This is a genomic window from Brevundimonas sp. (assembly GCF_027487935.1).
GTDB lineage: Bacteria > Pseudomonadota > Alphaproteobacteria > Caulobacterales > Caulobacteraceae > Brevundimonas.
The window spans coordinates 152,709-176,415 of the sequence record NZ_JAIYCP010000010.1 but is presented as its reverse complement, the minus strand read 5'-3'; the positions used below and the strand labels follow the sequence as shown (position 1 = coordinate 176,415).

General features: G+C 67.2%; 28 protein-coding genes. 8 read left to right on the top strand and 20 right to left on the bottom strand.

Going from position 1 to position 23,707, the window contains the following annotated elements; genetic code table 11:
- Complete coding sequence (locus tag Q0053_RS04845) at positions 1–1,326, bottom strand: amidohydrolase (RefSeq protein WP_298096783.1); 1,326 nt, start codon at positions 1,324–1,326, stop codon at positions 1–3.
- 122 nt (positions 1,327–1,448) lie between these two features.
- Between Q0053_RS04845 and Q0053_RS04840 the strand changes: the two genes are divergently transcribed.
- A complete protein-coding gene (locus Q0053_RS04840; RefSeq protein ID WP_298096780.1) occupies positions 1,449–2,792 on the top strand; it encodes an MFS transporter in 1,344 nt (447 codons plus the stop codon).
- Between the two features lie 58 nt (positions 2,793–2,850).
- Positions 2,851–3,285: an SRPBCC domain-containing protein gene (locus Q0053_RS04835; RefSeq protein ID WP_298096777.1), complete on the top strand. Its 435-nt coding sequence runs from the start codon at positions 2,851–2,853 to the stop codon at positions 3,283–3,285.
- A gap of 2 nt (positions 3,286–3,287) precedes the next feature.
- Here Q0053_RS04835 and Q0053_RS04830 read toward each other — a convergent pair whose 3' ends face one another.
- From Q0053_RS04830 to Q0053_RS04780, 11 genes are all read right to left on the bottom strand, one after another.
- Positions 3,288–4,277, bottom strand: a complete 990-nt coding sequence (locus tag Q0053_RS04830; RefSeq protein WP_298096774.1) for a type II secretion system F family protein — start codon at positions 4,275–4,277, stop codon at positions 3,288–3,290.
- A 16-nt stretch (positions 4,278–4,293) separates the two neighbouring features.
- On the bottom strand, positions 4,294–5,271 hold the full coding sequence (locus Q0053_RS04825; RefSeq protein ID WP_298096771.1) for a type II secretion system F family protein: 978 nt from the start codon (positions 5,269–5,271) through the stop codon (positions 4,294–4,296).
- Positions 5,272–5,276: 5 nt separating this feature from the next.
- Positions 5,277–6,890 carry a CpaF family protein gene (locus tag Q0053_RS04820; protein ID WP_298096769.1) on the bottom strand — a complete coding sequence of 538 codons (1,614 nt, stop codon included), beginning with the start codon at positions 6,888–6,890 and terminating at the stop codon, positions 5,277–5,279.
- Between the two features lie 3 nt (positions 6,891–6,893).
- Positions 6,894–8,441, bottom strand: coding sequence for a CpaE family protein (locus Q0053_RS04815; RefSeq protein ID WP_298096766.1), 1,548 nt, complete (start codon positions 8,439–8,441; stop codon positions 6,894–6,896).
- Positions 8,442–8,447: 6 nt separating this feature from the next.
- Positions 8,448–9,110, bottom strand: a complete 663-nt coding sequence (locus Q0053_RS04810) for a CpaD family pilus assembly protein (protein ID WP_298096763.1) — start codon at positions 9,108–9,110, stop codon at positions 8,448–8,450.
- An 8-nt stretch (positions 9,111–9,118) separates the two neighbouring features.
- Entirely contained in the window at positions 9,119–10,543 is a 1,425-nt protein-coding gene (locus Q0053_RS04805) for a type II and III secretion system protein family protein (protein WP_298096760.1), read from the bottom strand.
- Positions 10,540–11,451, bottom strand: coding sequence for a Flp pilus assembly protein CpaB (gene cpaB, locus Q0053_RS04800; protein ID WP_298096757.1), 912 nt, complete (start codon positions 11,449–11,451; stop codon positions 10,540–10,542). The genes Q0053_RS04805 and cpaB overlap by 4 nt, the downstream gene beginning before the upstream one ends.
- Positions 11,452–11,562: 111 nt before the next feature.
- A complete protein-coding gene (locus Q0053_RS04795; protein WP_298096754.1) occupies positions 11,563–12,075 on the bottom strand; it encodes a prepilin peptidase in 513 nt (170 codons plus the stop codon).
- A 117-nt stretch (positions 12,076–12,192) separates the two neighbouring features.
- Complete coding sequence (locus Q0053_RS04790; RefSeq protein WP_298096751.1) at positions 12,193–12,372, bottom strand: Flp family type IVb pilin; 180 nt, start codon at positions 12,370–12,372, stop codon at positions 12,193–12,195.
- A gap of 228 nt (positions 12,373–12,600) precedes the next feature.
- Positions 12,601–12,780 (bottom strand): Flp family type IVb pilin, encoded by a 180-nt coding sequence (locus Q0053_RS04785; RefSeq protein ID WP_291833198.1) that lies wholly within the window; start codon positions 12,778–12,780, stop codon positions 12,601–12,603.
- Between the two features lie 284 nt (positions 12,781–13,064).
- The gene (locus Q0053_RS04780; protein ID WP_298096748.1) at positions 13,065–13,244 is read right to left on the bottom strand and encodes a Flp family type IVb pilin; all 180 of its coding nucleotides are present in this window, start codon (positions 13,242–13,244) and stop codon (positions 13,065–13,067) included.
- Positions 13,245–13,511: 267 nt separating this feature from the next.
- On the opposite strand from Q0053_RS04780, the gene Q0053_RS04775 reads away from it, so the two are divergent.
- From Q0053_RS04775 to Q0053_RS04765, 3 genes are read left to right on the top strand one after another with little or no spacing between them, the layout of a single operon-like run.
- Entirely contained in the window at positions 13,512–13,931 is a 420-nt protein-coding gene (locus Q0053_RS04775) for a pilus assembly protein N-terminal domain-containing protein (RefSeq protein ID WP_298096745.1), read from the top strand.
- A gap of 13 nt (positions 13,932–13,944) precedes the next feature.
- Entirely contained in the window at positions 13,945–14,499 is a 555-nt protein-coding gene (locus Q0053_RS04770; protein WP_298096742.1) for a TadE/TadG family type IV pilus assembly protein, read from the top strand.
- Positions 14,499–15,032 (top strand): TadE/TadG family type IV pilus assembly protein, encoded by a 534-nt coding sequence (locus tag Q0053_RS04765; RefSeq protein WP_298096740.1) that lies wholly within the window; start codon positions 14,499–14,501, stop codon positions 15,030–15,032. Before Q0053_RS04770 ends, Q0053_RS04765 begins: the two co-directional genes overlap by 1 nt.
- On the opposite strand, the gene Q0053_RS04760 is transcribed toward Q0053_RS04765, so the two are convergent.
- From Q0053_RS04760 to Q0053_RS04740, 5 genes are read right to left on the bottom strand one after another with little or no spacing between them, the layout of a single operon-like run.
- Entirely contained in the window at positions 15,029–16,333 is a 1,305-nt protein-coding gene (locus tag Q0053_RS04760) for an anthranilate synthase component I family protein (RefSeq protein WP_298096738.1), read from the bottom strand. The genes Q0053_RS04765 and Q0053_RS04760 overlap by 4 nt on opposite strands.
- Positions 16,330–17,109, bottom strand: a complete 780-nt coding sequence (locus tag Q0053_RS04755; RefSeq protein ID WP_298096735.1) for a tyrosine-protein phosphatase — start codon at positions 17,107–17,109, stop codon at positions 16,330–16,332. Before Q0053_RS04755 ends, Q0053_RS04760 begins: the two co-directional genes overlap by 4 nt.
- 46 nt (positions 17,110–17,155) lie before the next feature.
- Positions 17,156–17,458, bottom strand: coding sequence for a transcriptional regulator (locus Q0053_RS04750; RefSeq protein WP_298096733.1), 303 nt, complete (start codon positions 17,456–17,458; stop codon positions 17,156–17,158).
- Positions 17,459–17,461: 3 nt separating this feature from the next.
- Positions 17,462–18,085, bottom strand: a complete 624-nt coding sequence (locus tag Q0053_RS04745) for a hypothetical protein (protein ID WP_298096730.1) — start codon at positions 18,083–18,085, stop codon at positions 17,462–17,464.
- Between the two features lie 41 nt (positions 18,086–18,126).
- Positions 18,127–18,450: a multidrug efflux SMR transporter gene (locus tag Q0053_RS04740; RefSeq protein ID WP_298096728.1), complete on the bottom strand. Its 324-nt coding sequence runs from the start codon at positions 18,448–18,450 to the stop codon at positions 18,127–18,129.
- 264 nt (positions 18,451–18,714) lie between these two features.
- Between Q0053_RS04740 and Q0053_RS04735 the strand changes: the two genes are divergently transcribed.
- Positions 18,715–19,476: a cyclopropane-fatty-acyl-phospholipid synthase family protein gene (locus Q0053_RS04735; RefSeq protein WP_298096725.1), complete on the top strand. Its 762-nt coding sequence runs from the start codon at positions 18,715–18,717 to the stop codon at positions 19,474–19,476.
- Between the two features lie 5 nt (positions 19,477–19,481).
- Here Q0053_RS04735 and Q0053_RS04730 read toward each other — a convergent pair whose 3' ends face one another.
- From Q0053_RS04730 to tsaD, 3 genes are read right to left on the bottom strand one after another with little or no spacing between them, the layout of a single operon-like run.
- Complete coding sequence (locus tag Q0053_RS04730; protein WP_298096722.1) at positions 19,482–19,862, bottom strand: Rieske (2Fe-2S) protein; 381 nt, start codon at positions 19,860–19,862, stop codon at positions 19,482–19,484.
- An 8-nt stretch (positions 19,863–19,870) separates the two neighbouring features.
- Positions 19,871–20,869, bottom strand: a complete 999-nt coding sequence (locus Q0053_RS04725; RefSeq protein ID WP_298096719.1) for an NAD(P)H-dependent glycerol-3-phosphate dehydrogenase — start codon at positions 20,867–20,869, stop codon at positions 19,871–19,873.
- 10 nt (positions 20,870–20,879) lie between these two features.
- Positions 20,880–22,004, bottom strand: coding sequence for a tRNA (adenosine(37)-N6)-threonylcarbamoyltransferase complex transferase subunit TsaD (tsaD, locus tag Q0053_RS04720; RefSeq protein WP_298096716.1), 1,125 nt, complete (start codon positions 22,002–22,004; stop codon positions 20,880–20,882).
- 56 nt (positions 22,005–22,060) lie between these two features.
- On the opposite strand from tsaD, the gene hemC reads away from it, so the two are divergent.
- Both hemC and Q0053_RS04710 read left to right on the top strand, forming a co-directional pair.
- Positions 22,061–23,011, top strand: a complete 951-nt coding sequence (gene hemC / locus Q0053_RS04715) for a hydroxymethylbilane synthase (protein WP_298096713.1) — start codon at positions 22,061–22,063, stop codon at positions 23,009–23,011.
- Positions 23,008–23,688: a uroporphyrinogen-III synthase gene (locus tag Q0053_RS04710; RefSeq protein WP_367276677.1), complete on the top strand. Its 681-nt coding sequence runs from the start codon at positions 23,008–23,010 to the stop codon at positions 23,686–23,688. The genes hemC and Q0053_RS04710 overlap by 4 nt, the downstream gene beginning before the upstream one ends.
- The last annotated feature ends 19 nt before the right edge of the window (positions 23,689–23,707 follow it).

Genomic DNA, 23,707 nt, shown 5'->3' with positions numbered 1-23,707 from the left:
TCAATCGCGCTCCAGAAACCGGATGGCGCTCAGAACATGGGTGCGGACGCCGAGCGGCAGCACGGCCTCATTGACGTCGAACTCCGGCGAATGGTTCGGCGGCGAGGTCGAGGGATCAACCCCGTCCTTCGAACCGCCGAGGTGGTAGAAGACCCCCGGCACTTCCTGCGACAGATAGCTGAAATCCTCGGCCACCGTCGTCGGCGGCGTGGCCGGATTGACGTTGCCCGCCCCGGCCGCCTCGGTCAGCACCGGGGCCAGCCAGGCCGACAGTTCCTCATTGTTGAACACCAGCGCCGCGTTCTGGCGCACCGTGAACTCGGCCGTCGCGCCATAGGTCTCGGCGACATTGTCGATGGCAACGCGGGTGCGGGCGACGAGGTCGTCGCGCTGGGCAATGTCAAAGGTCCGCAGGGTGCCGGACAGGACGGCGCGGTCCGGAATGATGTTGTAGCGGACGCCGGCGTCGAGGGTGGCGATGGTGAAGACGGTCGGCGTCGTGGTCGGGTCGATGGTCCGCGCCGTCAGGGTATTGATCGTCTGGACGACCTGGGCCGAGGTGGCGATGACATCGACGCCCTTCCACGGCCAGGCGCCGTGGGTCTGACGACCATGCAGGGTGATGTCGACCCGATCCGAGGCCGCCATGAATCCTCGCGGGCGATAGAAGACCGTTCCCGGCCGCCCCGGCACGACATGCAGGCCGAAGATGGCATCGGGGCGGGGGTTTGACAGCGCCCCCTCCTGGATCATCAGACGGGCACCGCCCAGCGGCTCGCCCGGAGGGGCACCCTCCTCGGCAGGCTGGAAAATGAAGACGATGGTGCCGGGAATGTCCTCGCGCATGCCGGCCAGCACCTCGGCGGCACCCATCAGCATGGCGACATGGGCGTCGTGGCCACAGGCATGGGCCACCGGCACCGTGCTGCCCATATAGGTTCCGGTCGCGGTCGAGGCGAAGGGCAGCCCCGTCGCCTCAAGCACCGGCAGGGCATCCATGTCGGCCCTCAGGGCCACCACCCTGCCCGGCCGTCCGCCGCGCAGCACGCCGACGACACCGGTCTTGCCCACTTCCGTGCGGACCTCCATCCCCAGAGCCCGCAGATGCGCGGCGACCATGGCGGCGGTGCGGGTCTCGGCAAAACCCAGTTCGGGGTTGGCGTGCAGGTCGCGCCGCCAGGCGATGACGCGCGGCGTCCCGGCGGTCACCGCCGCCTCGATCCGGTCAAGGGCGACCGGCGCGGTGCCATTCTCCCGTGCCTGGGCCAGGCCCGCAGACAAGGCCAGCGACAGGGTGGAGACGGCGAGGAGGCGGCGAAGGGTCATGGCGGTGTCCAGTATCCGGGAGCCGACAAGGTGCGCGGAGCAGGGGGTCGGGCGCAAGTCTTGAAGCAAGGAGATGACGTCAGCCGGGTGACGGCGCGCGTCAGCAGGCCTAGGCTGCGCCGGTGAACCTGCGCTCCCCTGCCTTTGCCATCCTGTTCGCCGTCAGCCTGATTGCGGCGGCGGGCAACATGGCGCTGCAGTCCGTCCTTCCGGCCATCGGCCGCGAGTTCCGGCTGTCCGACACCCTCGTCGCCGGCGCCTTCGCCATCTCGGCCCTGATGTGGACGGTCGCCTCGCCCTTCTGGGCACGGCTGTCCGACACCCTTGGACGCAAGCGGGTCATGATGATCGGCCTTGCGGGGTTCGTCGTCTCCATGTCCGGCTTCGGCCTGGCCGCCACCTCGGGGCTGGAACAGTGGCTCGGCGCGGGCCTAGCCTTCATCATGATGGGGGTGGCGCGCACCGTCTACGGCGTCTTCGGCTCGGCCGCGCCGATCGCATCCCAGGCCTATGTCGCTGATCGAACGACGCCGGAGCAGCGCACCCAGGCCATGTCGCTACTGGCTTCGGCACAAGGGCTGGGCACAGTGATCGGCCCGGCGCTGGCTCCCTTCTTCGTCCTGCCCGCGATCGGCGTCGGCATGGGCGGCGCGGGGCTCGTGATTCCCGGGGTCGGCCTGGCAGGACCGATGTACGCCTTCGCCCTGTTCGGCCTGCTGGCGCTGGTCGTGGTCTGGCGCAGACTGCCCAGCGGCGAGGTCGTCCGGATCCCTTCGCCCAGCGGCCATCGCGGCGACGCGGGCAAGGGGCTGTGGAAGGACCCGCGCATCCGCGGCTATCTGCTCTACGGCCTGTTCGTCACCGGGGCGCAGGCGGCCAACATCTCGGTGCTGGGCTTTCACATCATTGATGAGCTTTCGGTCGCCGGCATCGCCGCGCGCGAGGCCCAGCCCTTTATCGGCATCGCCATGCTGGCGGGAGCCGCCGCCACCCTGATGGCCCAATGGGGTTTGATCCCGCTGCTCAGGCTCCAGCCGGCGGACCTCATGCGCTGGGGCGCGGCCCTGGCCCTGGTCGGAAACCTGATGAGCATCGCGTCCCCGGGCCTTTACGGGGTCGTCGTCGGCTATGCCGTTGTTTCCATGGGGATCGGCTTCGCCCGGCCGGGCTTCATCGCCGGATCCTCATTGTCGGTCGAGCCGCACGAACAGGGGGCGATCGCCGGTCTGATGATGTCACTGGCCGGGCTCAGCTTCCTTGCCCCGCCGGTGATCGGGGTCGCCCTTTACGAGCTGGCCGAACCGGCCCCTTTCATCGCCAATGCCATCCTGCTGGCCGCCGCGACCGGCCTTTGCTTCATCGATCCGCGGCTGCGCGCCGGTCCACCGGACCTCCCCGACCGGGACGAGACGCCCTCGCCCGAGACCCCGCCCGCCTCCCAGCCGGGACCCGAAGGCAACCGCTGATCGCCGCCCTGGCTCTCCGGGCCTTTTCCCGGGCCCAAAGCCGTGGCAGATCGGGCCCATGGACATCGCCCGTATCGAGCGCCGCATCGGCGTGCGCGCCACGCCCGACCAGATCTGGGACCTGATCGCGGACCTTCCCGGCTGGGACCGATGGAATCCGGTCGAGACGAGGCTTGAAGGAGCGATCGCCTTCGGGGCCGAAATTGCCCTTACCGAGCGGATCGGGGACCTTCCCGAGCGCAGGGCGGCCATGCGGGTTGGCGAGTGGCAGCCCTATTCCCAACTGGTCTGGGCCGAAAAACGCGGCCTGTGGTTCCGCTCGATGCGCTATTTCGAGATTGAGCCGCTGGAGCAGCCGGGTAGCTGCATCGTCGCCAATGGCTTCATCTTTTCGGGCCTGCGCGGGGAGATGTTCTTCGACCGGCACCGCAAACACCTGCGGCATGCGGTCGATGCAGTCGCCGAGGCCTGGAAAGCCGCCGCCGAGGCCTGAAATCAGCCGCCAACCGCACCGGCGGCCATCGTGTCCTGGATGTTGAGGATGGCCGGGGTCAGGATGACAATGAACAGAACCGGCAGGAAAAACAGGATCATCGGTACGGTCAATTTGGCCGGCAGGGCCGCGGCCTTCTTCTCGGCGGCCGCGAGGCGCATCTCCCGGTTTTCCTTCGCCATGGTCCGCAGCGCAGTGCCCAGCGGGGTGCCATAGGTCTCGGCCTGGGTCATGGCCAAGGCCACGGATTTGACACCGGGATGGTTGGTACGCCTCGCCAGACCCTCATAGGCCATGCGGCGATCAGGCAGATAGCTGAGCTCTGCGGACAAGAGGGTCAGTTCCTCGGCCAGGTCGATGGAAGACCCGCCGATCTCCTGGCTGACTTTCTGGATCGCCGCCTCGATCGACATCCCCGCCTCGACGCAGATCAGCAGCAGGTCGAGCGCATCGGGAAACGCCTGCATGATCGACGTCCTCCGCTTCGCAATGCGGTTCGAGAGGTAGAGGTTCGGCGCATAGAATCCGAACACCGCGGCGGCCATACAGGCCGTGACGCGCGTCATCACGGGTAGATCGAAGATGTTGAAAACGAACAGATAAATTGCCGCGGCTAACAGGAATACAAACGGCATGGAGAAGCGGAAGAAGTAGAAGGTCGTCAGCGGCTTGGGCCCGCGATAGCCGGCCTGGGCCATCTTGTCCGCGACCTTGGGATCTTCCAGCAACTTGGTCAGGTTCAGCTGCTCGACGACCCTCTTCTTGAAGCCATCGTCCGAGTGGCGGAGGTTCTGGGACCCGGAGTTCTCGGCAGCAATGGCCTGACGCGAGCGCCGCTTCAGTTCCTCTCGCCGCGCCGCCACGGCCTTCATCCGGCCCTCAAGCCTGGGGCCGCCGCCGAACGAGCCCAGCAGGGTGACCAGCGTGGCAAACACCAGCAGCCCCACGCCGAGGCTCATAAGGTTCTGAACGTTGGTGAAGAACTCGACCATTTGAGCCGGGCATTTCCTAGAATTTGAACGAGATCATCTTCTTCATCACGAACACGCCGAGGGCCATCATCGCCACGGCGACCAGCAGCATGAACTGGCCGCGCGGGTCGGTGAACAGCCGGGCCATGTAGGCGGGCGTCGTGAGGCTGACGAGGATCATCACCGCGGGCGGGAGGGAGCCGATGATCCCGGCGGAGGCGGTGGCCTCCGACGACAGGGCCTTGATCTTCTCGCCCATCATCTTGCGGGCCCGCAGCACGACCGAAAGATTGTTCAGCGCCTCGGCCAGATTGCCGCCGGTCTTCTGCTGGATGGCGATGACGATGGAAAAGAATTTCAGCTCCGGCGTCGGCATCCGCTCGTACATCTTGTCCAGGGCCTGGGCGAGGGTCAGGCCTGCTGCGACGCCCTCAACCAGCTTCTGGAACTCGGGGCCCAGGGGTGCCGGGCTCTCCCGGGCGATGATCTTGAAGCAGTCGTGGACGGGAAGGCCGGACTTGATACCGCGCACGATCACATCAACGGCGTCGGCAAAATGGCTGGAAAACTTCTTGCGGCGTCCATTGCCCAGGAAGCCGACGACCCAGCGGGGAAGGCCGAGGCCGAGGACGACGGCGACCCCGATGCAGATCAGGATATTCAGGCCGAACAGCAGCGGCATCAGGAAGGCGATGACACCCAGAACGGTGCTGATGATCCAGAAGGTCGAGACCTTTGTGCTCAGACCCGCCTGTTGCAACTGGGCGGCGAGACTGATCCTTGCCTTGCGCTCGGCCCGCTCCGATTCCTGCAGTTGCTGCATGATCTGTTTGCGGCGCGCCTCCGGCGAGTTGGCCGCCGCTGCCTTGCGGGCTGCCGAGTTGGTCTGTTTGGGCCCGCCCAGGCCCCGGGCGCGCTTGACCGCCGTTCCGCGGGAGTCACCGTTGCCGACGAACACCCAGCCCAGTCCGCCGATGGTGATGAAAGCCAGGACGGCCACAAGGACGGGAAGCATCTGCCCTACTCCGCCGCGTCGAGAGCTTCGGCCAGTTCGCGCTCCAGCCCGTAGTATCGGGCGCGGTCCCAGAAGCGGGGACGGGCGATACCGGTCGAGCGGTGGCGCCCGATGATCTTGCCGTTCTCGTCCTCGCCGGTGATCTCGTAGACGAACAGGTCCTGGGTGACGATGACGTCGCCCTCCAGCCCGACCACCTCCGTGATGTGGGTGATACGGCGCGAACCGTCGCGCAGGCGGGCGGCCTGGATGATGACGTCGACCGATCCGACGATCATCTCACGTATGGTCTTCGAGGGCAGGCCGTAACCGCCCATGGTGATCATCGACTCCATCCGGCTGATGGCCTCGCGCGGACTGTTGGCGTGCAGCGTGCCCATGGAGCCGTCGTGGCCGGTGTTCATGGCCTGCAGCAGGTCGAAGGCCTCTGGGCCGCGGACCTCGCCGACGATGATCCGCTCCGGACGCATGCGCAGACAGTTCTTGACCAGGTCCCGCATGGTGATCATGCCCTGGCCCTCGAGGTTGGGCGGTCTTGTCTCCAGGCGAACGACATGCGGCTGCTGGAGCTGCAGTTCCGCCGCGTCCTCGCAGGTGATGACCCGCTCCGTCGGGTCAATGAAGGCTGTCAGGGTGTTGAGCAGGGTCGTCTTGCCGGAACCCGTGCCCCCCGAGATCACGAGGTTGCAGCGCGAGGCCCCGATAACGCCGAGCACGCGCGCGCCCTCGGGACTGATGGAGGCGAACTCCACCAGATTTTTCATCGTCAGCTTGTCTTTCTTGAACTTCCGGATGGTCAGCGTCGCGCCGTCGATGGCCAGCGGCGGGGCGATGACGTTGACACGGCTGCCGTCGGGCAGGCGGGCGTCACAGATCGGGGAGCTCTCATCGACGCGGCGGCCGACCTGCGACACGATCCGCTGACAGATGTTCATCAGCTGGGTGTTGTCGCGGAAACGGACATTGGTCAGCTGAACCTTGCCACCGACCTCGATGAAGACCCGGCCGGCCCCGTTGACCATGATGTCGGCGATGTCGTCACGAGCCAGCAACGGCTCGAGCGGGCCATAGCCGAGGACGTCATTGACGATGTCCTGGACCAGATGCTCCTGCTCCGCCACCGACATGGAGACGTTCTTGATCGCTACCAGTTCGGCGACGATGTCGCGGATTTCTTCGGACGCCGCCTTGGTATCGAGCTGGGCCAGCTGGGCCAGGTCGATGGTGTTCATCAGGGCGTTGAAGATCGTCGTCTTGGTGGCGTGATAATAGTCGGACTGCTCGCGGACGATCTCCGCGACCGCCTGGGCCTTCTTGAGCTGTTCGAAGCCCGGCGTGGCCTTGGGACCGGGCACCGCTTTGGCGGGCACGGCCGCCGCGTCGGGCCGTGGCCGCGAGGCCAGGGCGTCAAGCCGGTCTGCGGCCGCCGAGGAAGGCCGGCTCGCATAGGATTCCGCCCTGCGCGCGGCGGCCTGCAACTGGGGTGCATCGGCTTCGCCGCCGACGGCGAAGGCCTCGGTCGCCACCCCCGGTGAAGGCTGCACGACCGGCGCGGCTTCGGTGGTCAGCCCGGGAGCGGCGGCCGCGGAACCGGGCTGACTTGTGCGCTTGCCGAACACGGGTCAGGTCTTCTTCTTGAACAGGCCGGAGAAGATGGATTTGCCCTCGCCCTTGCCGGGCTTGCCCCGGGTCCCGGCGATCACGGGAAGCTCACGGCGCGAGACGATCTGGGCCAGGGTCTGGAACGCATCGGCCACCTTGGACTTGCCGCCCGCGTCGAGGATCATCTGACCGTTGTTCGCTGCGACTCCGAAGACCTTGGGATCGAACGGAATGATCAGACTGGGGTGCACACCGAGGGCGGTCCCAAAGTCCTTGGCCGGGATCTCGGGACGCCCGGGGACACCAACCTGGTTCAGCACCAGCCGGGGCGGCGCATCATTGGGACGGCCCTGACGGATCAGGTCGATCATGTTCTTGGCATTGCGCAGGCTGGCCAGATCCGGGGTTGCCACGATCACCACCTCATCAGCGGCGATCAGGGTGCGACGCATCCAGCCGGACCACAGGTGCGGCAAGTCCAGGACAACGAAGGGCGCCGTCGAGCGGATCTGTGTGGTCACCTCCTCGAAGGCTTCCGGGGAAATGTCCCAGTCAACGTCAAGGGTCGCCGGGGCGGCGAACAGGCTGAGCTTGTCGGTGCAGCGGACCATCATCCGGTCGAGCAGAACAGGATCGAGGCGGTCAGGCTGGCTCAAGGCATCGGCGACGCCGCTGAGCGGATCCTGGTTGAAGTCCAGCCCGGCGGTGCCGAACGGCAGATCGTAGTCGACGATGACGGTGTTGGCCCCGATCCGCTCGCTCATGGCAAAGGCGGTGTTGTGGGCAACGGAGCTGGCACCGGTGCCACCGCGCGCACCGACGAAGGCAATCGTGCGACCGACGAAGGGCTGGGCCGGATCGGCGAACAGGCCCCCGATGGCCGAGATCAGTTGCAGCGGTTGCAGGGGCGCGACCAGATATTCACTGACACCGCGGCGCATCAGTTCGCGGAACAGCAGGATGTCGTTGGCGGCACCGATCACGACGACCTTGGTCCCGGCATCGCAGACCTCGGCCAGTTGGTCGACTTCCTGCAGCAGCGTCTGTGGGTCCTGCATGCATTCGACCACGATCAGGGGCGGGGTCGGCTCGTGACGATAGGCCTCGACCGCAGCGGCGACGCCGCCGACGCGGATCTGGGTGGTTGCCCGCGACAGGCGACGGTCCTGACCGGCGCGCTCAGCCGCAGCCAGGGTGTCCTGACGCTCGGCAAAGACGTGGATGGCGATCCGGGGGACCGATACCTCGGCCGTTTGGCTGCCGCTCATGCTCATGGGCGACATGGCGGTCGTTGCGCTCGCCTGCAGATCGCCCACCGGGTTGAACCCGTCGGACCGGGTGCCCGCCGTGTTCGACCGATGTCCAGGCGGCGGCGCGATCGCCGGGACCCCTCCCGTCGGCCCCATGAATGGCGAGGCCTGGTGGTGATCGACGACGGCGTCCTCGAAGGCATCGAGGCTGCCATCGTCTCCATCCGGCATATAGGCATTCGGCGCGGCAGGACCGGCGTCGAGCTCAAACTCGTCGTCAAACTCTTCAAACGGCCGGGGTGCGAAGGCGTTGCTCATGTCACGCTATTCCACAGCCCCGGATATCCGGCCGCTTACCAGGGGCTCCTGGGGAGTCGAGCTGACCTCACCCTTTCGATAGTTGTCGAAGACCACAGCCGCGCGGCCGGAATCGGCCGGGGTCATCGGCCGGGCACCGAGAATGTCGCGCGGATCTGCAATCTGTGCCGCCATATTGGCCGTGATGGCACAGCCGAAGCCGCCGGAGCTCTGGTTGGAGAACCTCGCGCCCATGCTCCGGGCTTCTGCCGAACAATCGGGCGTGGAGGCCCTTATGGTCTCGAACCCGGCCAGCACCGGCGCGCGCGGATCGGGTGCGACATAGGCGGCCATCTGGATACGATCCCCCGGAACCCCGGCGTCCTGCAGGAAGGTGCGGACAGCGTAGGCCTGCTGGAGCGCGACCGGATCGTCGCCGGCAGGCGATTCAATCCTGACATGCCCGGCCCCGGAGGTGCCGTAGCGCGCCACCAGGCCGTTCAAGGCGTTGCGCTGGTTCGTCGACAGGCCCTGATCGTGCACGGCCAGGGCGATGCGATCGAGGCCGGGTTCCACCTGCAGGGCGTAGCGCGACAGTGGCGTCACCGGAGCGTCCGCGACCGAGGCGCAGCCGGAAACAGCAAGCCCCGCCGCGAAAGCGAGGGCAGCGGAAGTGAGGGCGCGGTTCACGAGGATCCTCATTCGATGACATAGCCCACAGGGCCGCTCCATCCGTTGTCGGCAGCGGCCGGATCACCGGGGCGACCGAACTGCTGGTTCAGCTGACCGAACAACAGGGTCTGGGCGTCATTGGCGATAATCAGGCCGTCAGACGGGGTCTGCAGCCGGCCCGGCGAGGTCGGCGAGACGATATAGGCCTCAATGATGATCACCAGTTCGGTCTCGCCGGACAGATAGTCCCGGGAGCGGAACAGGGCCCCGAGGACCGGCAGGGTGCCGATGCCCGGCAGTTGGTCGATGTTCTGGCGGGTATCCTCGCGCAACAGGCCGGCGATCATCATCGACCCGCCCGAGGGGAGTTCCACAGTGGAGGAAGCGCGCCGCACGTTCAGGGCCGGAATGACAAGGGCGTCATCGGCCGTACCACCGAGAGTGAAGGCACCGGCGGTCGTCAGCTCGGACACCTCGGTGGAGAGCTGCAGCGAGATGCGGCCTTCCGAAAGCACGATCGGCCGGAAGGCCAGGCGCACGCCAAACGGTTTGAACTCGACACCGATCGTGACCTGGCCGGTCGTGGAATCGACGCTGCGACCGACCGGGACCGGAAACTCGCCGCCGGCCAGGAACTCGGCGTTCTCGCCGTTGACCGAGGTCACATTCGGTTCAGCCAGGATACGGACAAGACCGGCGCGCTCAAAGGCACGGATACTGGAGCTGAGACGGTCGCCGTTGCCGGCCCGGTCGACATAGTTCAGGACACCGCCGCCCAGCTGGCTGCCCGAAACGCCGAAGGTTGCGCCCTGGGTAAAGGACATCCCGTCAGCGACGCTGTTCAGCACGCCGTTGACGTCCAGCCCCAGCTGTTTGATCGCCGTTCTCTGAACTTCGATTACCCGGGCCCGGACCATGACCTGATCCGACCCGGCGATGGTCATCATGTTGATGACCTTTTCAGGGGCCTCAACGAAGGCCCGGGCGACCTGGGCCGCGCGGTCGGCCTCGCCCGGGCTGCTCACCGGGCCGGTGAGGATGATACTGTCATTGACCGCCTCGGCACGGACCTGGGAACCCGGCATGACCCGGCTCAGAGTATCCTGCAGCGCAGAGACACCGGCATCGACGCGGATCCGCAGCGACAGGATGGTGCGGCCCGAGCTGTCCAGAACCACAGCGTCAGTTTCACCCGGCTGAAGTCCGATGATGGTGATGCGCCGGGGCGAGTGCAGCATGGCCTCGGCCACCAGCGGGTTCGGCACGATAACGTCGCGGGCGTCGGACGGCAGGTCGACGGCCATCGAGGAGCCGCGCGGCAGATTGATCAGCTGGGCACCGGGCCCCATGGGCACGGCGGCGCGCGACTGGGCCCGGGCCTCGGTCGGCACCGCCAGCGCGACGGATGCGATGGTCAGGCTTGCGAGAGCGAGAGCGATCAGGGGCCTCATTGGACCACCACCACTTCGGGGGCGCCGCCGCGATAGATGCGGATGGCAGAGGCCTGACGCGTGGCCGGCGCAGCTCGGCCTGATGGGCCGCCGGTGTCGGCGTAGGAGCGAAGCACCAGGCTCAGCTCGCCTTCCGACTTGGCCAGGGCGAGCGCCTCGGCGTCGCGGGGACCCACCTCAAGGGTCGCGGTTGCACCCACCACAGCCTGCTCGTCGTCGTCGGCCCGCGTCGACTGGTCGATGGCCAGAACCTTGATGTTCTGCATCACCGTCGAGGAAGCGAATTTGGACCGGTCGCTCTCCTGGGCTCCCATATTGCCGAGCGTCGTCTCCCGGGTCAGCAGGACATCGACGCGGTCGCCGGGCAGGATGAAACCGCCGGCGGCGGTCTCGACCGTGACGCGAATGGCCATCGCCCGCATGCCCGGCTCAAGATAGGCGGCCATATAGCCGCTGTCGCCCGCACGCACGATCTTCCGGCTGACAATCGGTTCGCCGGCCAGAATGGGTTCGCGCACCACCGAGCCGGCATAATCGGCCTTGCTGCTGCGGGTGGTCAGATTGGAAGCGACCCGGGTGACCGAGGCCACCGCCCCTTCGGGCGGCGCGGCCGGCGGGTCTTCGGCGGCGGCTGACGGCAGGGGAACCGAGCCATCCGTGATGAAGGCGGGATTGACCTCGTCGACAGGCCAGTCTTTCCAGGCCATGTCCGCCTCGGTCAGGCGCTGGCCGGGCTCCAGATCCTTGGCGGCGACCAGGACCTTCGCCATCGGGCGCGCCGGAACGGCAGCGGCAGCGGCGACGGCGGTCGGTGCATTCGAAGGCGATCCCATGGCGCGCACGGCCAGGGCGAGACCGATGGCGGCCACCGCGGCTACGCAGATCACGATGATACGGGCGGGGTTCATCGACGGTCTCCGGCAGGCTGGGCCGAACCCTTGAATCGGTCCTTGGGCCCCTGCCGTTAACGATCATGCCGGGTGAGAGTTAACGCGGGCCTAAAGTCAGGCCGGCCCTCGCTATCCTGCGATAAAGGCGGCCAGCAGGGGCGAGGCCGGATAGGCCATCAGCGCACCGGCCGCGATGGCGACGCCATAGGGAATGTCGCCCCTCGGCTCCATCAACTGCACCACCCATCCGGGTGCCCCGAGCAGATAGGGGCGCGAGTGAAAGCGCGCAAACAGCAGCACCAGGCAGAACAGGCCGCCCATCACTCCGGTCCACAACAGGAACATGCCAGAACCGGTCGCACCCAGCCACAGGCAGGTCGCCGACATCAGCTTGGCGTCGCCGCCGCCGATCCAGCGAAGGGCGAACATCCCGGCTCCGACCACCAGGGCCAGGGCCGCGATACCGAGGTTCACGGCGACGGTCATGGGGTCGATTCCGACCGCCAGGGCCGCCGGGAAGAAGGCGATGATCAGAAGTCCGGAGATCCAGTTGGGGATCTTCATCGACGTCAGGTCCTTGAGACCTGCGACGATCACGAGAGCAGGCATGATGCCCAGGAGGATCAGGGTGACAGTGTCCATTCCCTGTTATCACCCGGTGACGGTTAAAGGCCGGTTGCCATGTGCATCCCCTGCAAGCGAAAGAGGCCGGAGCGTTGCCGCTCCGGCCTCCCGTCGGTTTCAAGGTCCGGTCGGCGTTTAGGAGCCGGCGGTGCCGCCCATGCCGGTCACGACCTCATTGAACTTGCCCTTGATGGTCGTGCCCAGGGCCGTCACGGCCGAAATGATGACGACAGCGATCAGGGCGGCGATCAGGCCGTACTCAATGGCCGTGGCGCCCGACTCATCGGACATGAATTGCGAAACAAACTTGGTCATGGATCTTTATCTCCGGACTGGGGGTTGCTGGTGACCGGCGGGGGGGAAAAACCGATCAACCAGCTGACCCATTGAATATCATCACCATGAGCCCGGCAGGTTAAGCCTAGGCGTATGAGCGTCGTTACTCAAAGCTTGATGACGATCAGCGGCCCCGTGGCGGAAAGGCAGAAGGGCCGGAGCGTTGCCGCTCCGACCCTTCCCCGGTTTCAGGACTGTCGTCGGCGATCAGGCGCCGGCGGTGCCGCCCATGCCGGTCACGACCGAGTTGAACTTGGTCTTGATGGTCGTGCCCAGGGCGGTCACGGCCGAGATGATGACGACGGCGATAAGCGCGGCGATCAGGCCGTACTCAATGGCCGTGGCACCCGACTCGTCGGACATGAACTTGGAAACAAACTTGGTCATTGGATTTTCCTTTGGACAGGGTGAAGCGAGCTGTTGAGGCGGGGGGAGCCGGTAGCCCGCTTGACCCCCAGACGCAGGATCGTTTTCGCCGAAAGGAGTTAAACTCAGGTGGTCTCGCGTGGTTACTCGGCGATTTACTCTAAAATATTCCGGGATTTGTCGGGCACCGCGCTGCCGTGCTGCGCGTGAGGCGTCAGGCCCGAAAGGAAATCGTGCACCTGAAAGAAAAGGGCCGGAGCGTTGCCGCTCCGGCCCTTTCCCGGTTTCAGGACTGTCGTCAGCGATCAGGCGCCGGCGGTGCCGCCCATGCCGGTCACGACAGAGTTGAACTTGGTCTTGATGGTCGTGCCGAGAGCGGTCACGGCCGAAATGATGACGACGGCGATGAGCGCGGCGATCAGGCCGTACTCAATGGCGGTAGCGCCCGACTCGTCGGACATGAACTGCGAAACAAACCTGGTCATGGCTGAAATCCTTCTTGGTTTAAGCGAGCGATCTTTGTCACCAACAGAGTCATCGGTTTTTGCCCGCTTGACCCCTTTTTACGATCTCAACATACCCAGGCCAGATTAAAGACAAGTAAAGCGAATAGAACTGGAATTCTATTCTTTATTGATAGCTCGTTTACTATGATTTCGGTCCCGGACGATCGATTTCAGACTTTCTTGAGGTTTGCAGGGCAATGTCCGCCTACGCTCACGCGCGCGCCCTGTTCACTGGAAGTCGACGCCATGATCCGATCCGTTCGCCCCGCCCGATTCATCCCTGCCCTGGCAGCGACCGCCATGCTGATGGTCCCGACCATCGGAACAGCCCAGTCGGCCAGCCTGAATGTCGAAATCGATCAGGCCCAGCGGGTCCAGCTGCGCGGTCCCGCCGGCTCGGTCATCGTCGGCAACCCCGCCATCGCCGATGTGACGGTGGTAGACGCCAACACACTTTACATCACCGGCAAGGGCTTCGGGGTCACCGAAGTCGTGGCGGTCGACACCGTCGGGCGCACGGTGTTCCAGAGCCAGGTGGTGGTAAGCGACGGTGCGGGCTCCGGTCGGGTCCGGATCTGGCGCGGTGGCCAGTCCACGGAAATGGCTTGCGGGGCCTCCTGCTCGGCCACCATCCGCGGCAACGTCGGCAATCTGCCGACTCCCTAGGAGCCCGGTACCCGTGTCGCACCCTCTCCGCCCCGGAAAAGGCCGCCGGCAAAGGTCACGCCTTTCGCGCAGCCTGCTGCGCGACTCCGGGGGTTCGGCAGCGGTCGAGTTCGGCATGCTCGCCCTGCCCTTCATGCTGATGGTTTTTGCCATCCTCGAGATCGGACTCGTCTTTGTGACGGATTCCATCCTCGAGAATGCAACGATCACGACGGGGCGGCTGGTGCGAACCGGCCAGGCTTCGGCCCTGGGCATGACGTCCGAAACATTCAAGGCATCGCTGTGCAGCCGGATGAGTATCTTCTCCTCGGACTGCGCCAGCCGCGCACAGATTGACGTCCGCGTGATCCCGCAGTTCGCCACTGTCCCGCCCGATCCGATGGACGGCGGTACGTTCGACCAGGGGGATCTGACCTACAGCAACGGCGCACCCGGCGACCTGATCCTGGTGCGGGTCTGGTACCGGCATACGCTGATCACGACCTTCCTGTCCCAGGGCCTGTCGCGCCTGAATGACGGGACCGCCATGCTGACCGCGGCCACCGCGTTCCGGAACGAACCGCTATGATGCGGCGCGGTCTGTTCTCGAGACTCGGCCGTGACGAGCGCGGTGTTTCGGCGGTTGAATTCGCCATGCTGGCTCCGGTGCTGATCGCCTTCTATTTCGGCATGGCCGAGTTCTGCCAGGGCTATATGGCCCAGAAGCGAATGGGCCACGTCACCTCCATGGTCGCCGATCTGGTGGCGCAGGAAGATTCGGTCGGGACCGCCAACCTCGATGACATCTTCGACCTCGGTGGTCTGATCATGAAGCCGTTCAATGCCAGCGGCCTGAAACAGCGGGTCAGCAGCGTGACGCGCACCGGCGGCGTGGCCAGGGTGGACTGGAGCCGCGGCGACGGCATGGTCGCCCGGGCCGTCAATTCCACGATCACCCTTCCGGACAATCTGATTGTCGACGGCCAGAGCGTCGTGGTGTCGGAAGCCACCTACGACTACGACTCACCGGTCGACTATTTCATGCCGGGGATCACCCGGTTCTCGCAGACCTACTATCTGCGGCCCAGGACCGTGGACAAAACGCTCTGCTCAAACTGCTAGGGGCCGACCAGCGCCTCCCTCAGCGCCCGGATCTTGGCGTCTGTCTCCGCCAGTTCGGCCGTCGGATCGCTGTCGGCCACGATGCCGGCACCGGCCAGGGTTCGAAAGCGCCAACGCCCCCCGACCCGTTCGAACGAGGCGGTCCGGATCAGCACGGACGCCGTCAGCCGGCCGTCATCCTCAATATGGAAAAGGCTGCCACACCACGCACCGCGCGGCGGCTCGTGCAGGGCAATCACCTTCATCGCCTCATGCTTGGGGGCGCCGGTGATGGACCCTGGCGGGAAGGTCGCCTCCAGCAGGCCTGCGGTTCCGGTTCCAGCCCGGGCCAGGCCCGTCACCGTCGAAACCAGATGATGGACGGTCGGATGGCTCTCGACCTCGAACAGCGCCGTGACGGCGACCGAGCCGGGCTCCGCGACCAGCGACAGATCATTGCGCATCAGGTCAACGATCATCAGGTTCTCAGCCTGGTCCTTGGCGCTTGAGCGGAGCTCGGTCGCAAGCACGGCGTCATCGGCCGGATCGGGATGGCGCGGCCGGGTTCCCTTGATCGGCCGGCTCTCGATGCGCCGGCTCGAGGGATCGAAGGCCAGAAACAGCTCGGGCGAGTTTGATACGACGGCCCGGTCTCCCAGACGCCAGAAGGCGCCATAGGCCGCTGCGCGCCCGGCCAGCCTCAACATGACGTCGAAGGGATCACCACCGGCGCGCAAGGCGCCGGACCAGGCCCGGGCGATATTGGCCTGGTAAAGCTGGCCGGCCGCGATCCGCTCCACGACATCCGCGACAGCGGCGCAATAGGCTGCCGGCGTCGCCTCCTCGACGAAATCATCGGCAGGAGCCGGCGGGACGACCAGGTCAATGGCGGCGGCCAGCCAGCCCTCGGCCCGGTCGGCCGCGGTACGGGCGGACTCCGCATCCTCTCCCCGCCCGAACACACGCACGGCCCCGGCCCTGTGGTCGAAGGCCAGCATGGCGGGATAGCGGGCCAGCATCAGATCCGGCCAGACCGGATCACGCGGGCCGGTCGCAGGCCTCGCTCCGGCATCATAGGCCAGCAGGCCGACCACCCCGGTCTGGAAGTCGGGGCTCCGCAACCGGTCCAGCTTCCCACCCGGCCCAGCACCGCCGACATGGACCCGGTCCGGTTCAGCGGCGACAAACGACCAGCGCCCCAGGGTTCCACCATCCGACAGCAGGGCCAGAGGCCCTTCCAGCCGGCGCAGACCCGCAGCGACGGCCAGGGGATCCCGCCAGGGCCGCTCGCGGATCTCGACCGGGCGTGCCGCCCGGTTCACCTTGTCAGCCGGGCGCCGATCCGGTCGCGCAAGGCCGCATCGACGCCGAGCGCCTGCTCCAGATAGCCGTCCGTCGACCCGTGAAGCGCAGCGATCCCGGCGAGTGCGGTATCCAGATAGACAGGCTCGACCCCGAGAAAGGCGACCACGGCGTCATGGGCGACGGACCGGCCGGTCATGGTCTCAAGCTGGCGGGCGATGCCGGGGGCCCGTCCCTCCAGATCGACCGCCGTGTTGGTCAGCAGATAGTCGGCGACGATGTCGTCGGGATGGACTCCGAGCAGATGGTGGGTCAGGGCCGCCAGCAGGCCCGTACGGTCCTTGCCGGCAGCACAGTGGATCAACACGGGACCGTCGGCGTCTCCGAGAGCCCGGAAATAGCGCGAGAACAGGTCGAGATGTGCAGGCTCAAAGGCCAGCCTCCGGTAGACGTCGGTCATGAAGCGCCGGCCTGAGTCCGGCGTCAGGTCGGCGGTCCTCAGAAAGGTCATGTGCGGCGCCTCACCCCCGTCATCATGGGCGCTTTCGATCACGGTAGCCGCAAACCCCGGCGGCCGTTTCGAGGGCTGGTCACGACGCTCGGACGGTCGGCGCAGATCAACCACGGTCGCGATGCCGAGAGCGGCGAGACGCTCCAGATCCGCTTCGCTGGCCCGGGCCTGATGGCCCGACCGGAAGAGCAGGCCCGGGGCGAGGTATCGGCCCGCCACGGTCGCGTAGTCCCCGTAGTCCCGGAAATTGTCGAGTGCGTCGAAGCGATGGATGCGGCCGGTCATTCGCCCTGTCTAGACGACCATCCCGGCGCGAACCACTGCCCGGTTGTCACGCTTTTCCGACGAGACCCTGCATGGCGTCGAGGTAGGCGACAAAGGCCTTGCGGCCGATCGGCGTCATCGAGGCCTCGGTCAGGGGTTTGCGACCCTCGAACCGCTTGGTCACGGCAACGAAACCGGCCTCCTCCAGCTTGCGCAGGTGCACCGACAGATTGCCGTCCGTGGCCTGCAGCCGCGCCTTCAGGGTGTTGAAATCCGCACTGTCGACGCCGGACAGGACCGCCATGATCCCCAGACGCACCCGGCCGTGGATGACATCGTCGATCCGGCTGATGTCGAATTCGTCCGTCATGGATCAGGCCCGCGCCTGCCGCATCAGCATCCAGCCGGGGAGGGCCATCAGCAGGAACAGCGCGGCGGCATAGGCGAGATACTGGGCATTCTGACCGGCCAGCAGGGCCAGCAGGGGGGCGGCCACAAAGGAGCCGGTCATCAGCCACCACAGGACACGGTTCCGGTGCATGGTCGCGGTGACCGCCCAGCCGATGCCGTAGAAGACCATGATGATCGAGGGGATCAGGCCGACACCGAGCAGGATCGCATCCTCTCCGAGCTGGTAGCCGAGGGCGGCGAGTGAGGCGAACATCGCGAATATGCCCCACCCCAGCGCGCTCCAGGCGGTGCTGGAGGCCCGGTTTCCGCTGGTCATGACGCCTTCCCGGCGCTTCAGCCAGCTGATCAGAAAGACGAGAACGGCCAGGAACAGGCCGGTGGCGATCAGCCAGACGATGCCGATGGCCCTCCCGGGCAGTTCAACCCATTGGCTGATCTGGGCCCAATGGATCAGACTGGCGATGCCGTAGATCAGGCCTGCGGACATGAGGATGGAGCCGCCCTGGAAAGGCGTGCCGGCGCCTTCTTCGGCGAGGTTGCGCATCCAGGCGATGTCGGCGGCGGGGTCTTCGGTGTTCTCGGTCATGGGTTTGATGTCCTTTCAAGGCGGGTGTCTCTGTTCATCGGTCAATCGGTCGCCGTGATTCTGAGGCCGACCGCACCGACAAGAACCAGGGCGATGCATGCGAACTGGAAAGGTGAGAGCCGCTCCCCGAAGGCAAAAACGCCGATCACGGACGCGGCAACAATCCCCACGCCGGCCCAGATGGCGTAGACGACACCGACCGGTAACACCTTCATGGCCGGAGCGAGCATCCAGAAACAGGCTGAGTAGCAAAGGATCGACAGCGTTCCCCAGTGCCATTTTTCGAAGCCGTTCGACAGCTTCAGCAGGAAGGTGCCCGCCACTTCCAGCGTGATTGCCAATGCCAGGAAAATCCAAGCTGTCATCGGCTTTTCTCCTCGAGCGACCGGCGTGGGCGCGGGGTCATGGTTTCGGCGATCATCACGCCTTTCCAACCGGGCAGGCCGACAGCGTCGAACCCGAAGTCGCTGCAATACGTGATTGCCATGGATGAACCTCTCTGTGCGGAGACGAACCTCTGTGTAGGGACACTCCATGTCATATCAACTTTGTTATGTAAAGTGCTTGGTCATACGCAGCCATTGGAGCGACGGCCTTGCCCGGTCGGCCCCGATGCGGGACAAGCCCTCATGACTGCTCGCCTCCCCATGAGCTTCCAGCGCATCGCCTATGAAGTCCGCGAGGTCTGCAACGGCGTGGAGCTGGCCGCGCTCGAGGCAGCCGTGGCGCTGACGGGCCTCGGTGAGGGCGCAAGGGCGATCGACATCGGCACCGGCAATGCGACGGTGGCCATCCACCTGGCCCGGCGATTCAACCTCATGGTCCAGGCCATCGAGCTGGATCCGGTCATGGCCGAACTGGCCCGGAGCCGGATCGACGCAGCCGGCCTCGGGGACCGGGTATCCCTGAGTGTCGCCCGCTCGGCCGAGGTTCTCGCGTCCGCCCCACCCGCCGATCTGATCGTGGCTCTCGGGACCACCGATGTCAGCGGCGAGGGCCGGCCGACGCCCGAAGCCGGCTTCATCGCCCTGCGCAGGAGCCTGAAACCCGGCGGCTGGCTGTTGTGGGGAGATATCATCTGGCGCACCGAACCGCCCGCCCCGCTGCGCCAGATCACGGAGGTCACCAACCTCTACACGGACGACGCCGGCTGGCGAGCCGCCGCCGTTGCAGCGGGGTTCGAGGTCGTCCATGGCCGGATTTCGCCGCAGGAGGTCTTCGAGGCCTATCCCCGCGACTCGATCACGGCCGCCCGCGCCTGGGCCGAGCGCCACCCCGACGCACCGGAAGCGGGATCGATCCTGTTCCATGCAGACCGGGTGCAGGCGATCACGGACTTCGGTCGCGATTACATCGACTTCGGCATCTATCTGCTGCGCAACCCCGCCTGAGCGGTTCAGGCCGTGTGAATGATGCCGTTCGAGACGACGACCGGCCAGGCTGTCAGCCGGGCTCCGGCGCAGGGACCGCCGACGCAGGCACCGGTCAGGGGCTCGAACACCGCTCCATGCCAGCCGCACAGGATCAGCGAGCCGTCCGCAACCAGATAACGGTCCAGCTCGATCGCCAGCGGAAACCCCTGATGCGGACAGCGGTCGACATAGCCGGCGACCTGTCCGGCCTTGCGCACAATGAAGCCGTGGAAGAAGGCCTCGCCGATCTGCAGGACGAACCCGCGCGAGCCGGGGTCAGCGACATCGGCCTCGGCGCACAGCGCCACGCCCGGCGGTGTGGCCCAGACGCGTTTGCGTTCGCCCGCGGGCAGGGTCTCGTCCATGCCCCTGGTCAGTGCCGTTCGGCCTTGAGCGGGCGGGACAGCAGACTTTCGATCATCGCCTCGACCGTCGTCTCGCCGTTCAGCAGGGCCGCAACGGCCAGGGAGATCGGCATATCGACCCCGACCCGTGCCGCCAGCTCGCGCACGGCAGGGGCGCTCTCGTAACCTTCGGCCACCGACCGTTTGCCGGCCAGGGCCTGTTCCACCGTCTGACCCTGGCCGAGCGCCAGACCCAGGCTCATGTTGCGCGATTGCGGGCTGGAGCAGGTCAGCACCAGATCACCGAGGCCGCACAGCCCCGCCACCGTCTCGGCCTGACCGCCGAGGGCGACGCCCATCCGCGTCATTTCCGCAAAGCCGCGGGTGATGAGGGCGGCGTGGGCGCTGCGGCCCAGACCGCGGCCCTCGGCCATGCCGCAGGCGATGGCCAGCACATTCTTGATCGCCCCGCCGACCTCCGCCCCGATCAGGTCGGTGGCCAGATAGGGCCGGAAACCCGGGGCCGAGAGGGTCCCCATCAGCGCCTCGCCCAGCGCCTCGTCGGCACAGGCCAGGGTGACCGCGCTGGGCAGGCCCCGCGCCACCTCGCCCGCGAAACTGGGACCGGACAGGACCGCCGCCGGGGCCGCCGGCAGGGTCTCGGCCAGCACATCGGTCATCAGCTTCAGCGAGCCGCGCTCGATGCCCTTGGAACAGAGGATCACCGGCACGCCCGGCCGGTGATGGGCCGCAAAGGCCTGCAGCGTCGAGCGCATATGCTGGGCCGGCGGCACCGCGAGGATCAGGTCGCAGGCCCCGAGATCCGCCAGATCACCGGTCACCGACACATGGTCATCGATCACGACACCCGGCAGGAAGGCCTCATTGATGCGGCGGGCGCGGATGCTCTCGACCACCTCGGGCTCGCGCGCCTGAAGCAGGACATCCAGCCCGGCCCAGCCCGCGACCTGGGCCAGGGCCGTGCCCCAGGCCCCGGCACCGATCACGCCTGCGGTCTTGAACTGCATGGTCACTCCCTCAAGCCTTGGCACCCTTGCGGCCCGGCGCGTGCGTCGGGTCATTGAGCGCGCTGTATTCGTCGAGCGGCCAGCGCGGCCGGGCAGCGGTATCGATGTCCGAGACCAATCCCTTGCGCAACCGTTCCGCCCCCGCCAGTGCGATCATCGCCGCATTGTCGGTACAATAGGCCATGGGCGGGGCCAGAAAGGCGAATCCATTCTTCTCCGCCGTCGCCTGCAAGGTCGCGCGCACCGTCCGGTTCGCTGCCACACCGCCTGCCACCACGAAAAGGCGGTGGGGATGATCCTCCGCACAGGCCTTCAGCGCCCGGTCCGAGCGCTCAGCCAGCTGGCGGGCGATCGCGGTCTGGACCGCATCGGCCAGGTCGGCGCGCTGCTGGTCGGTCTCGCAGGCCTGGGCCAGCCGGGCCGCGGCCGTCTTCAGCCCCGAAAAGGAGAAGTCGCAGTCCTTGCGGCCCAGAAGCGCGCGCGGCAGGTCGAAACGCGCGCCGTCGCCGCCCTCTGCCAGCTTCTCGAGCGCCGGACCGCCGGGGTAGCCGAGGCCCAGCGCCTTGGCGATCTTGTCGAAGGCCTCGCCGGCCGCGTCGTCGATGGTGGTGCCCAGCCGCGTCATGTCACCGACGCCGCGGACCTCCAGCAACTGGCAATGCCCGCCCGAGACCAGCAGCAGCAGGAAGGGATAGTCGACCGGCTGGCCCAGCCGCGCCGAGACCGCATGTCCCTCCAGATGATTGACCGCGATCAGCGGCAGGCCGCGCGCCAGGGCCACGGCCTTGCCGAAGCTCAGGCCCACCATCACCCCGCCGACCAGTCCCGGCCCGGCGGTGGCGGCGACACCGTCCAGACCGTCATAGCCCAGCCCCGCCTCGTCCATGGCGCGGCGGACCACGCCGTCGATCATCTCGACATGGCTGCGCGCCGCGATCTCGGGGACGACCCCGCCATAGGCCGCATGATCGTCGATCTGGCTGTGCACCACCGACGACAGCACCGTCGCCTCACCGTCCGCGGAGAGCCGCACCACAGAGGCCGCCGTCTCGTCGCAGCTGGTCTCGAGGCCCAGTATGGTCAGGGGCGCGGTTGCCCGGCTCCCCTCGCTGCTATAGTCGGCGGACCTCTCCATCGGGTCGAGGTAGCGACCCTGTCCCGCTGGTGCAACGACTCATGGCGCAACCACTCATGGTCCCTCTCGTCCGCATCGGCACACGCCGCTCGAAACTGGCCCTGACCCAGTCGGGCATGATGCAGCGCGCCATCGGCCGGGCCCTCGGCGTCGCCGACCCCGACATCCCCGAAGCGGTGCCCCTGGTCGAGATCGTCACCACCGGCGACCGGGTGCAGGACCGCCGGCTGATGGAGATCGGCGGCAAGGCGCTGTTCACCAAGGAGATCGAGGAAGCCCTTCTAGAAGGCCGCGTCGATGTCGCCGTACATTCGATGAAGGACGTCCCGGCCGACCAGCCGGATGGCCTCTGCATCGCCGCCGTCCCGCCGCGCGAGGACGCCCGCGACGCCTTTGTCAGCGAGACCTTCGCCACCTTCGCGGAACTGCCCCGGCGCGCGCGCCTGGGCACCGCCTCGCTGCGGCGGCAGGCCCAGGCGCTGGCGCTGCGCCCGGACCTGACCATCGAAATGCTGCGCGGCAATGTCGACACCCGGCTGCGCAAACTGGCGGAGGGCGAGTTCGACGCCATCCTGCTGGCGGTCTCCGGGCTCAACCGGCTGGGCTTCGAAGGGGTGATCCGCGAGCGGCTGTCGCTCGATGACTTCCTGCCCGCCCCCGGCCAGGGAGCCCTGGCCCTGCAGACCCGGAGCGAAGACCTCGGCGCCGCCTGGGTCGCCGCCCTGAACGATCCGATGACCGCCGTGGCCGTCGCCGCAGAGCGCGGCGCGATGACGGCGCTGGAGGGCTCCTGCCGCACAGCCATTGGGGCCCATGCGGAGATCGCCGGGGGCCGGCTGCGCCTGACCACCGAAATGCTGGCGCCCGACGGCGCCGCGCGCTGGCGGTGCACAGGCGAACTCAGCGACGCCACCGCCGCCGATGCCATGGATCAGGCGCGCGCGCTCGGCTTGCGGCTGGGGGCCGAGGTCCAGGCCGCCGCCGCTGACCGGCGGGTCGGGTCCTGACGACGATCCACCGCGTCTGGGTCACGCGCGCCGAGCCGGGTGCCGGACGCACCGCGGGCCGCCTCCAGTTGCTGGGCTTCGAACCGGTCATCGCGCCCCTGCTGGCGATCCGGCCGATCCCCCAGGCTGCGCCCGACCTGACGGGGATCACCACCCTGGCCTTCACCAGCGCCAACGGCCTGGCCGCCTTCGCCGCCCTCACGCCGGACCGCACGCGCCCCGTCTTCACCGTCGGCGATGCGACCGCCGCTGCGGCGCGGGCGGCGGGCTTCGACCGGGTGCAGTCGGCCGGGGGGGATCTGGACCGGCTGGCCGCCCTGCTGCTGGCGCAGGGTCCCGGTATCGGCCCCCTGCTGGTCCCCGGCGCGCGGGAGCCGGCCGGAGACCTGCCGGCCCTGCTGCGGGACCGGATCGAGGCCCGGGCCCTGCCGGTCTATGAGGCCGTCGGGACCGGGGCCACGCCCCCCGCCACCTTTGACGCCGTCCTGATCCATTCCGCCCGCGCAGCCCGGGCCCTGGCAGCCCTCGGCCCCTTCGCCGGCCAGACGGCGATCGCCCTCTCCGAGGCGGCCGCCGCCCCGCTCGCCGACCGGGTCGATCTGGCGATCCGCCTCGCCCTCACCCCCGATGAAACGGCCCTGCTCACAACGCTTGGCAATCCCCCCCGCCGCGTATAAAGAGCGCCTCTCGCACGGA

Excerpts from the sequence above, each read along its gene's own strand:
- Q0053_RS04845 (WP_298096783.1), bottom strand. The coding sequence starts at position 1,326 with ATGACCCTTCGCCGCCTCCTCGCCGTCTCCACCCTGTCGCTGGCCTTG.
- Q0053_RS04835 (WP_298096777.1), top strand. The coding sequence starts at position 2,851 with ATGGACATCGCCCGTATCGAGCGCCGCATCGGCGTGCGCGCCACGCCC.
- Q0053_RS04830 (WP_298096774.1), bottom strand. The coding sequence starts at position 4,277 with ATGGTCGAGTTCTTCACCAACGTTCAGAACCTTATGAGCCTCGGCGTG.
- Q0053_RS04825 (WP_298096771.1), bottom strand. The coding sequence starts at position 5,271 with ATGCTTCCCGTCCTTGTGGCCGTCCTGGCTTTCATCACCATCGGCGGA.
- Q0053_RS04815 (WP_298096766.1), bottom strand. The coding sequence starts at position 8,441 with ATGAGCAACGCCTTCGCACCCCGGCCGTTTGAAGAGTTTGACGACGAG.
- Q0053_RS04805 (WP_298096760.1), bottom strand. The coding sequence starts at position 10,543 with ATGAGGCCCCTGATCGCTCTCGCTCTCGCAAGCCTGACCATCGCATCC.
- cpaB (WP_298096757.1), bottom strand. The coding sequence starts at position 11,451 with ATGAACCCCGCCCGTATCATCGTGATCTGCGTAGCCGCGGTGGCCGCC.
- Q0053_RS04795 (WP_298096754.1), bottom strand. The coding sequence starts at position 12,075 with ATGGACACTGTCACCCTGATCCTCCTGGGCATCATGCCTGCTCTCGTG.
- Q0053_RS04790 (WP_298096751.1), bottom strand. The coding sequence starts at position 12,372 with ATGACCAAGTTTGTTTCGCAATTCATGTCCGATGAGTCGGGCGCCACG.
- Q0053_RS04785 (WP_291833198.1), bottom strand. The coding sequence starts at position 12,780 with ATGACCAAGTTTGTTTCCAAGTTCATGTCCGACGAGTCGGGTGCCACG.
- Q0053_RS04780 (WP_298096748.1), bottom strand. The coding sequence starts at position 13,244 with ATGACCAGGTTTGTTTCGCAGTTCATGTCCGACGAGTCGGGCGCTACC.
- Q0053_RS04775 (WP_298096745.1), top strand. The coding sequence starts at position 13,512 with ATGATCCGATCCGTTCGCCCCGCCCGATTCATCCCTGCCCTGGCAGCG.
- Q0053_RS04765 (WP_298096740.1), top strand. The coding sequence starts at position 14,499 with ATGCGGCGCGGTCTGTTCTCGAGACTCGGCCGTGACGAGCGCGGTGTT.
- Q0053_RS04755 (WP_298096735.1), bottom strand. The coding sequence starts at position 17,109 with ATGACCGGCCGCATCCATCGCTTCGACGCACTCGACAATTTCCGGGAC.
- Q0053_RS04750 (WP_298096733.1), bottom strand. The coding sequence starts at position 17,458 with ATGACGGACGAATTCGACATCAGCCGGATCGACGATGTCATCCACGGC.
- Q0053_RS04745 (WP_298096730.1), bottom strand. The coding sequence starts at position 18,085 with ATGACCGAGAACACCGAAGACCCCGCCGCCGACATCGCCTGGATGCGC.
- Q0053_RS04740 (WP_298096728.1), bottom strand. The coding sequence starts at position 18,450 with ATGACAGCTTGGATTTTCCTGGCATTGGCAATCACGCTGGAAGTGGCG.
- Q0053_RS04735 (WP_298096725.1), top strand. The coding sequence starts at position 18,715 with ATGACTGCTCGCCTCCCCATGAGCTTCCAGCGCATCGCCTATGAAGTC.
- Q0053_RS04730 (WP_298096722.1), bottom strand. The coding sequence starts at position 19,862 with ATGGACGAGACCCTGCCCGCGGGCGAACGCAAACGCGTCTGGGCCACA.
- Q0053_RS04725 (WP_298096719.1), bottom strand. The coding sequence starts at position 20,869 with ATGCAGTTCAAGACCGCAGGCGTGATCGGTGCCGGGGCCTGGGGCACG.
- tsaD (WP_298096716.1), bottom strand. The coding sequence starts at position 22,004 with ATGGAGAGGTCCGCCGACTATAGCAGCGAGGGGAGCCGGGCAACCGCG.
- hemC (WP_298096713.1), top strand. The coding sequence starts at position 22,061 with ATGGTCCCTCTCGTCCGCATCGGCACACGCCGCTCGAAACTGGCCCTG.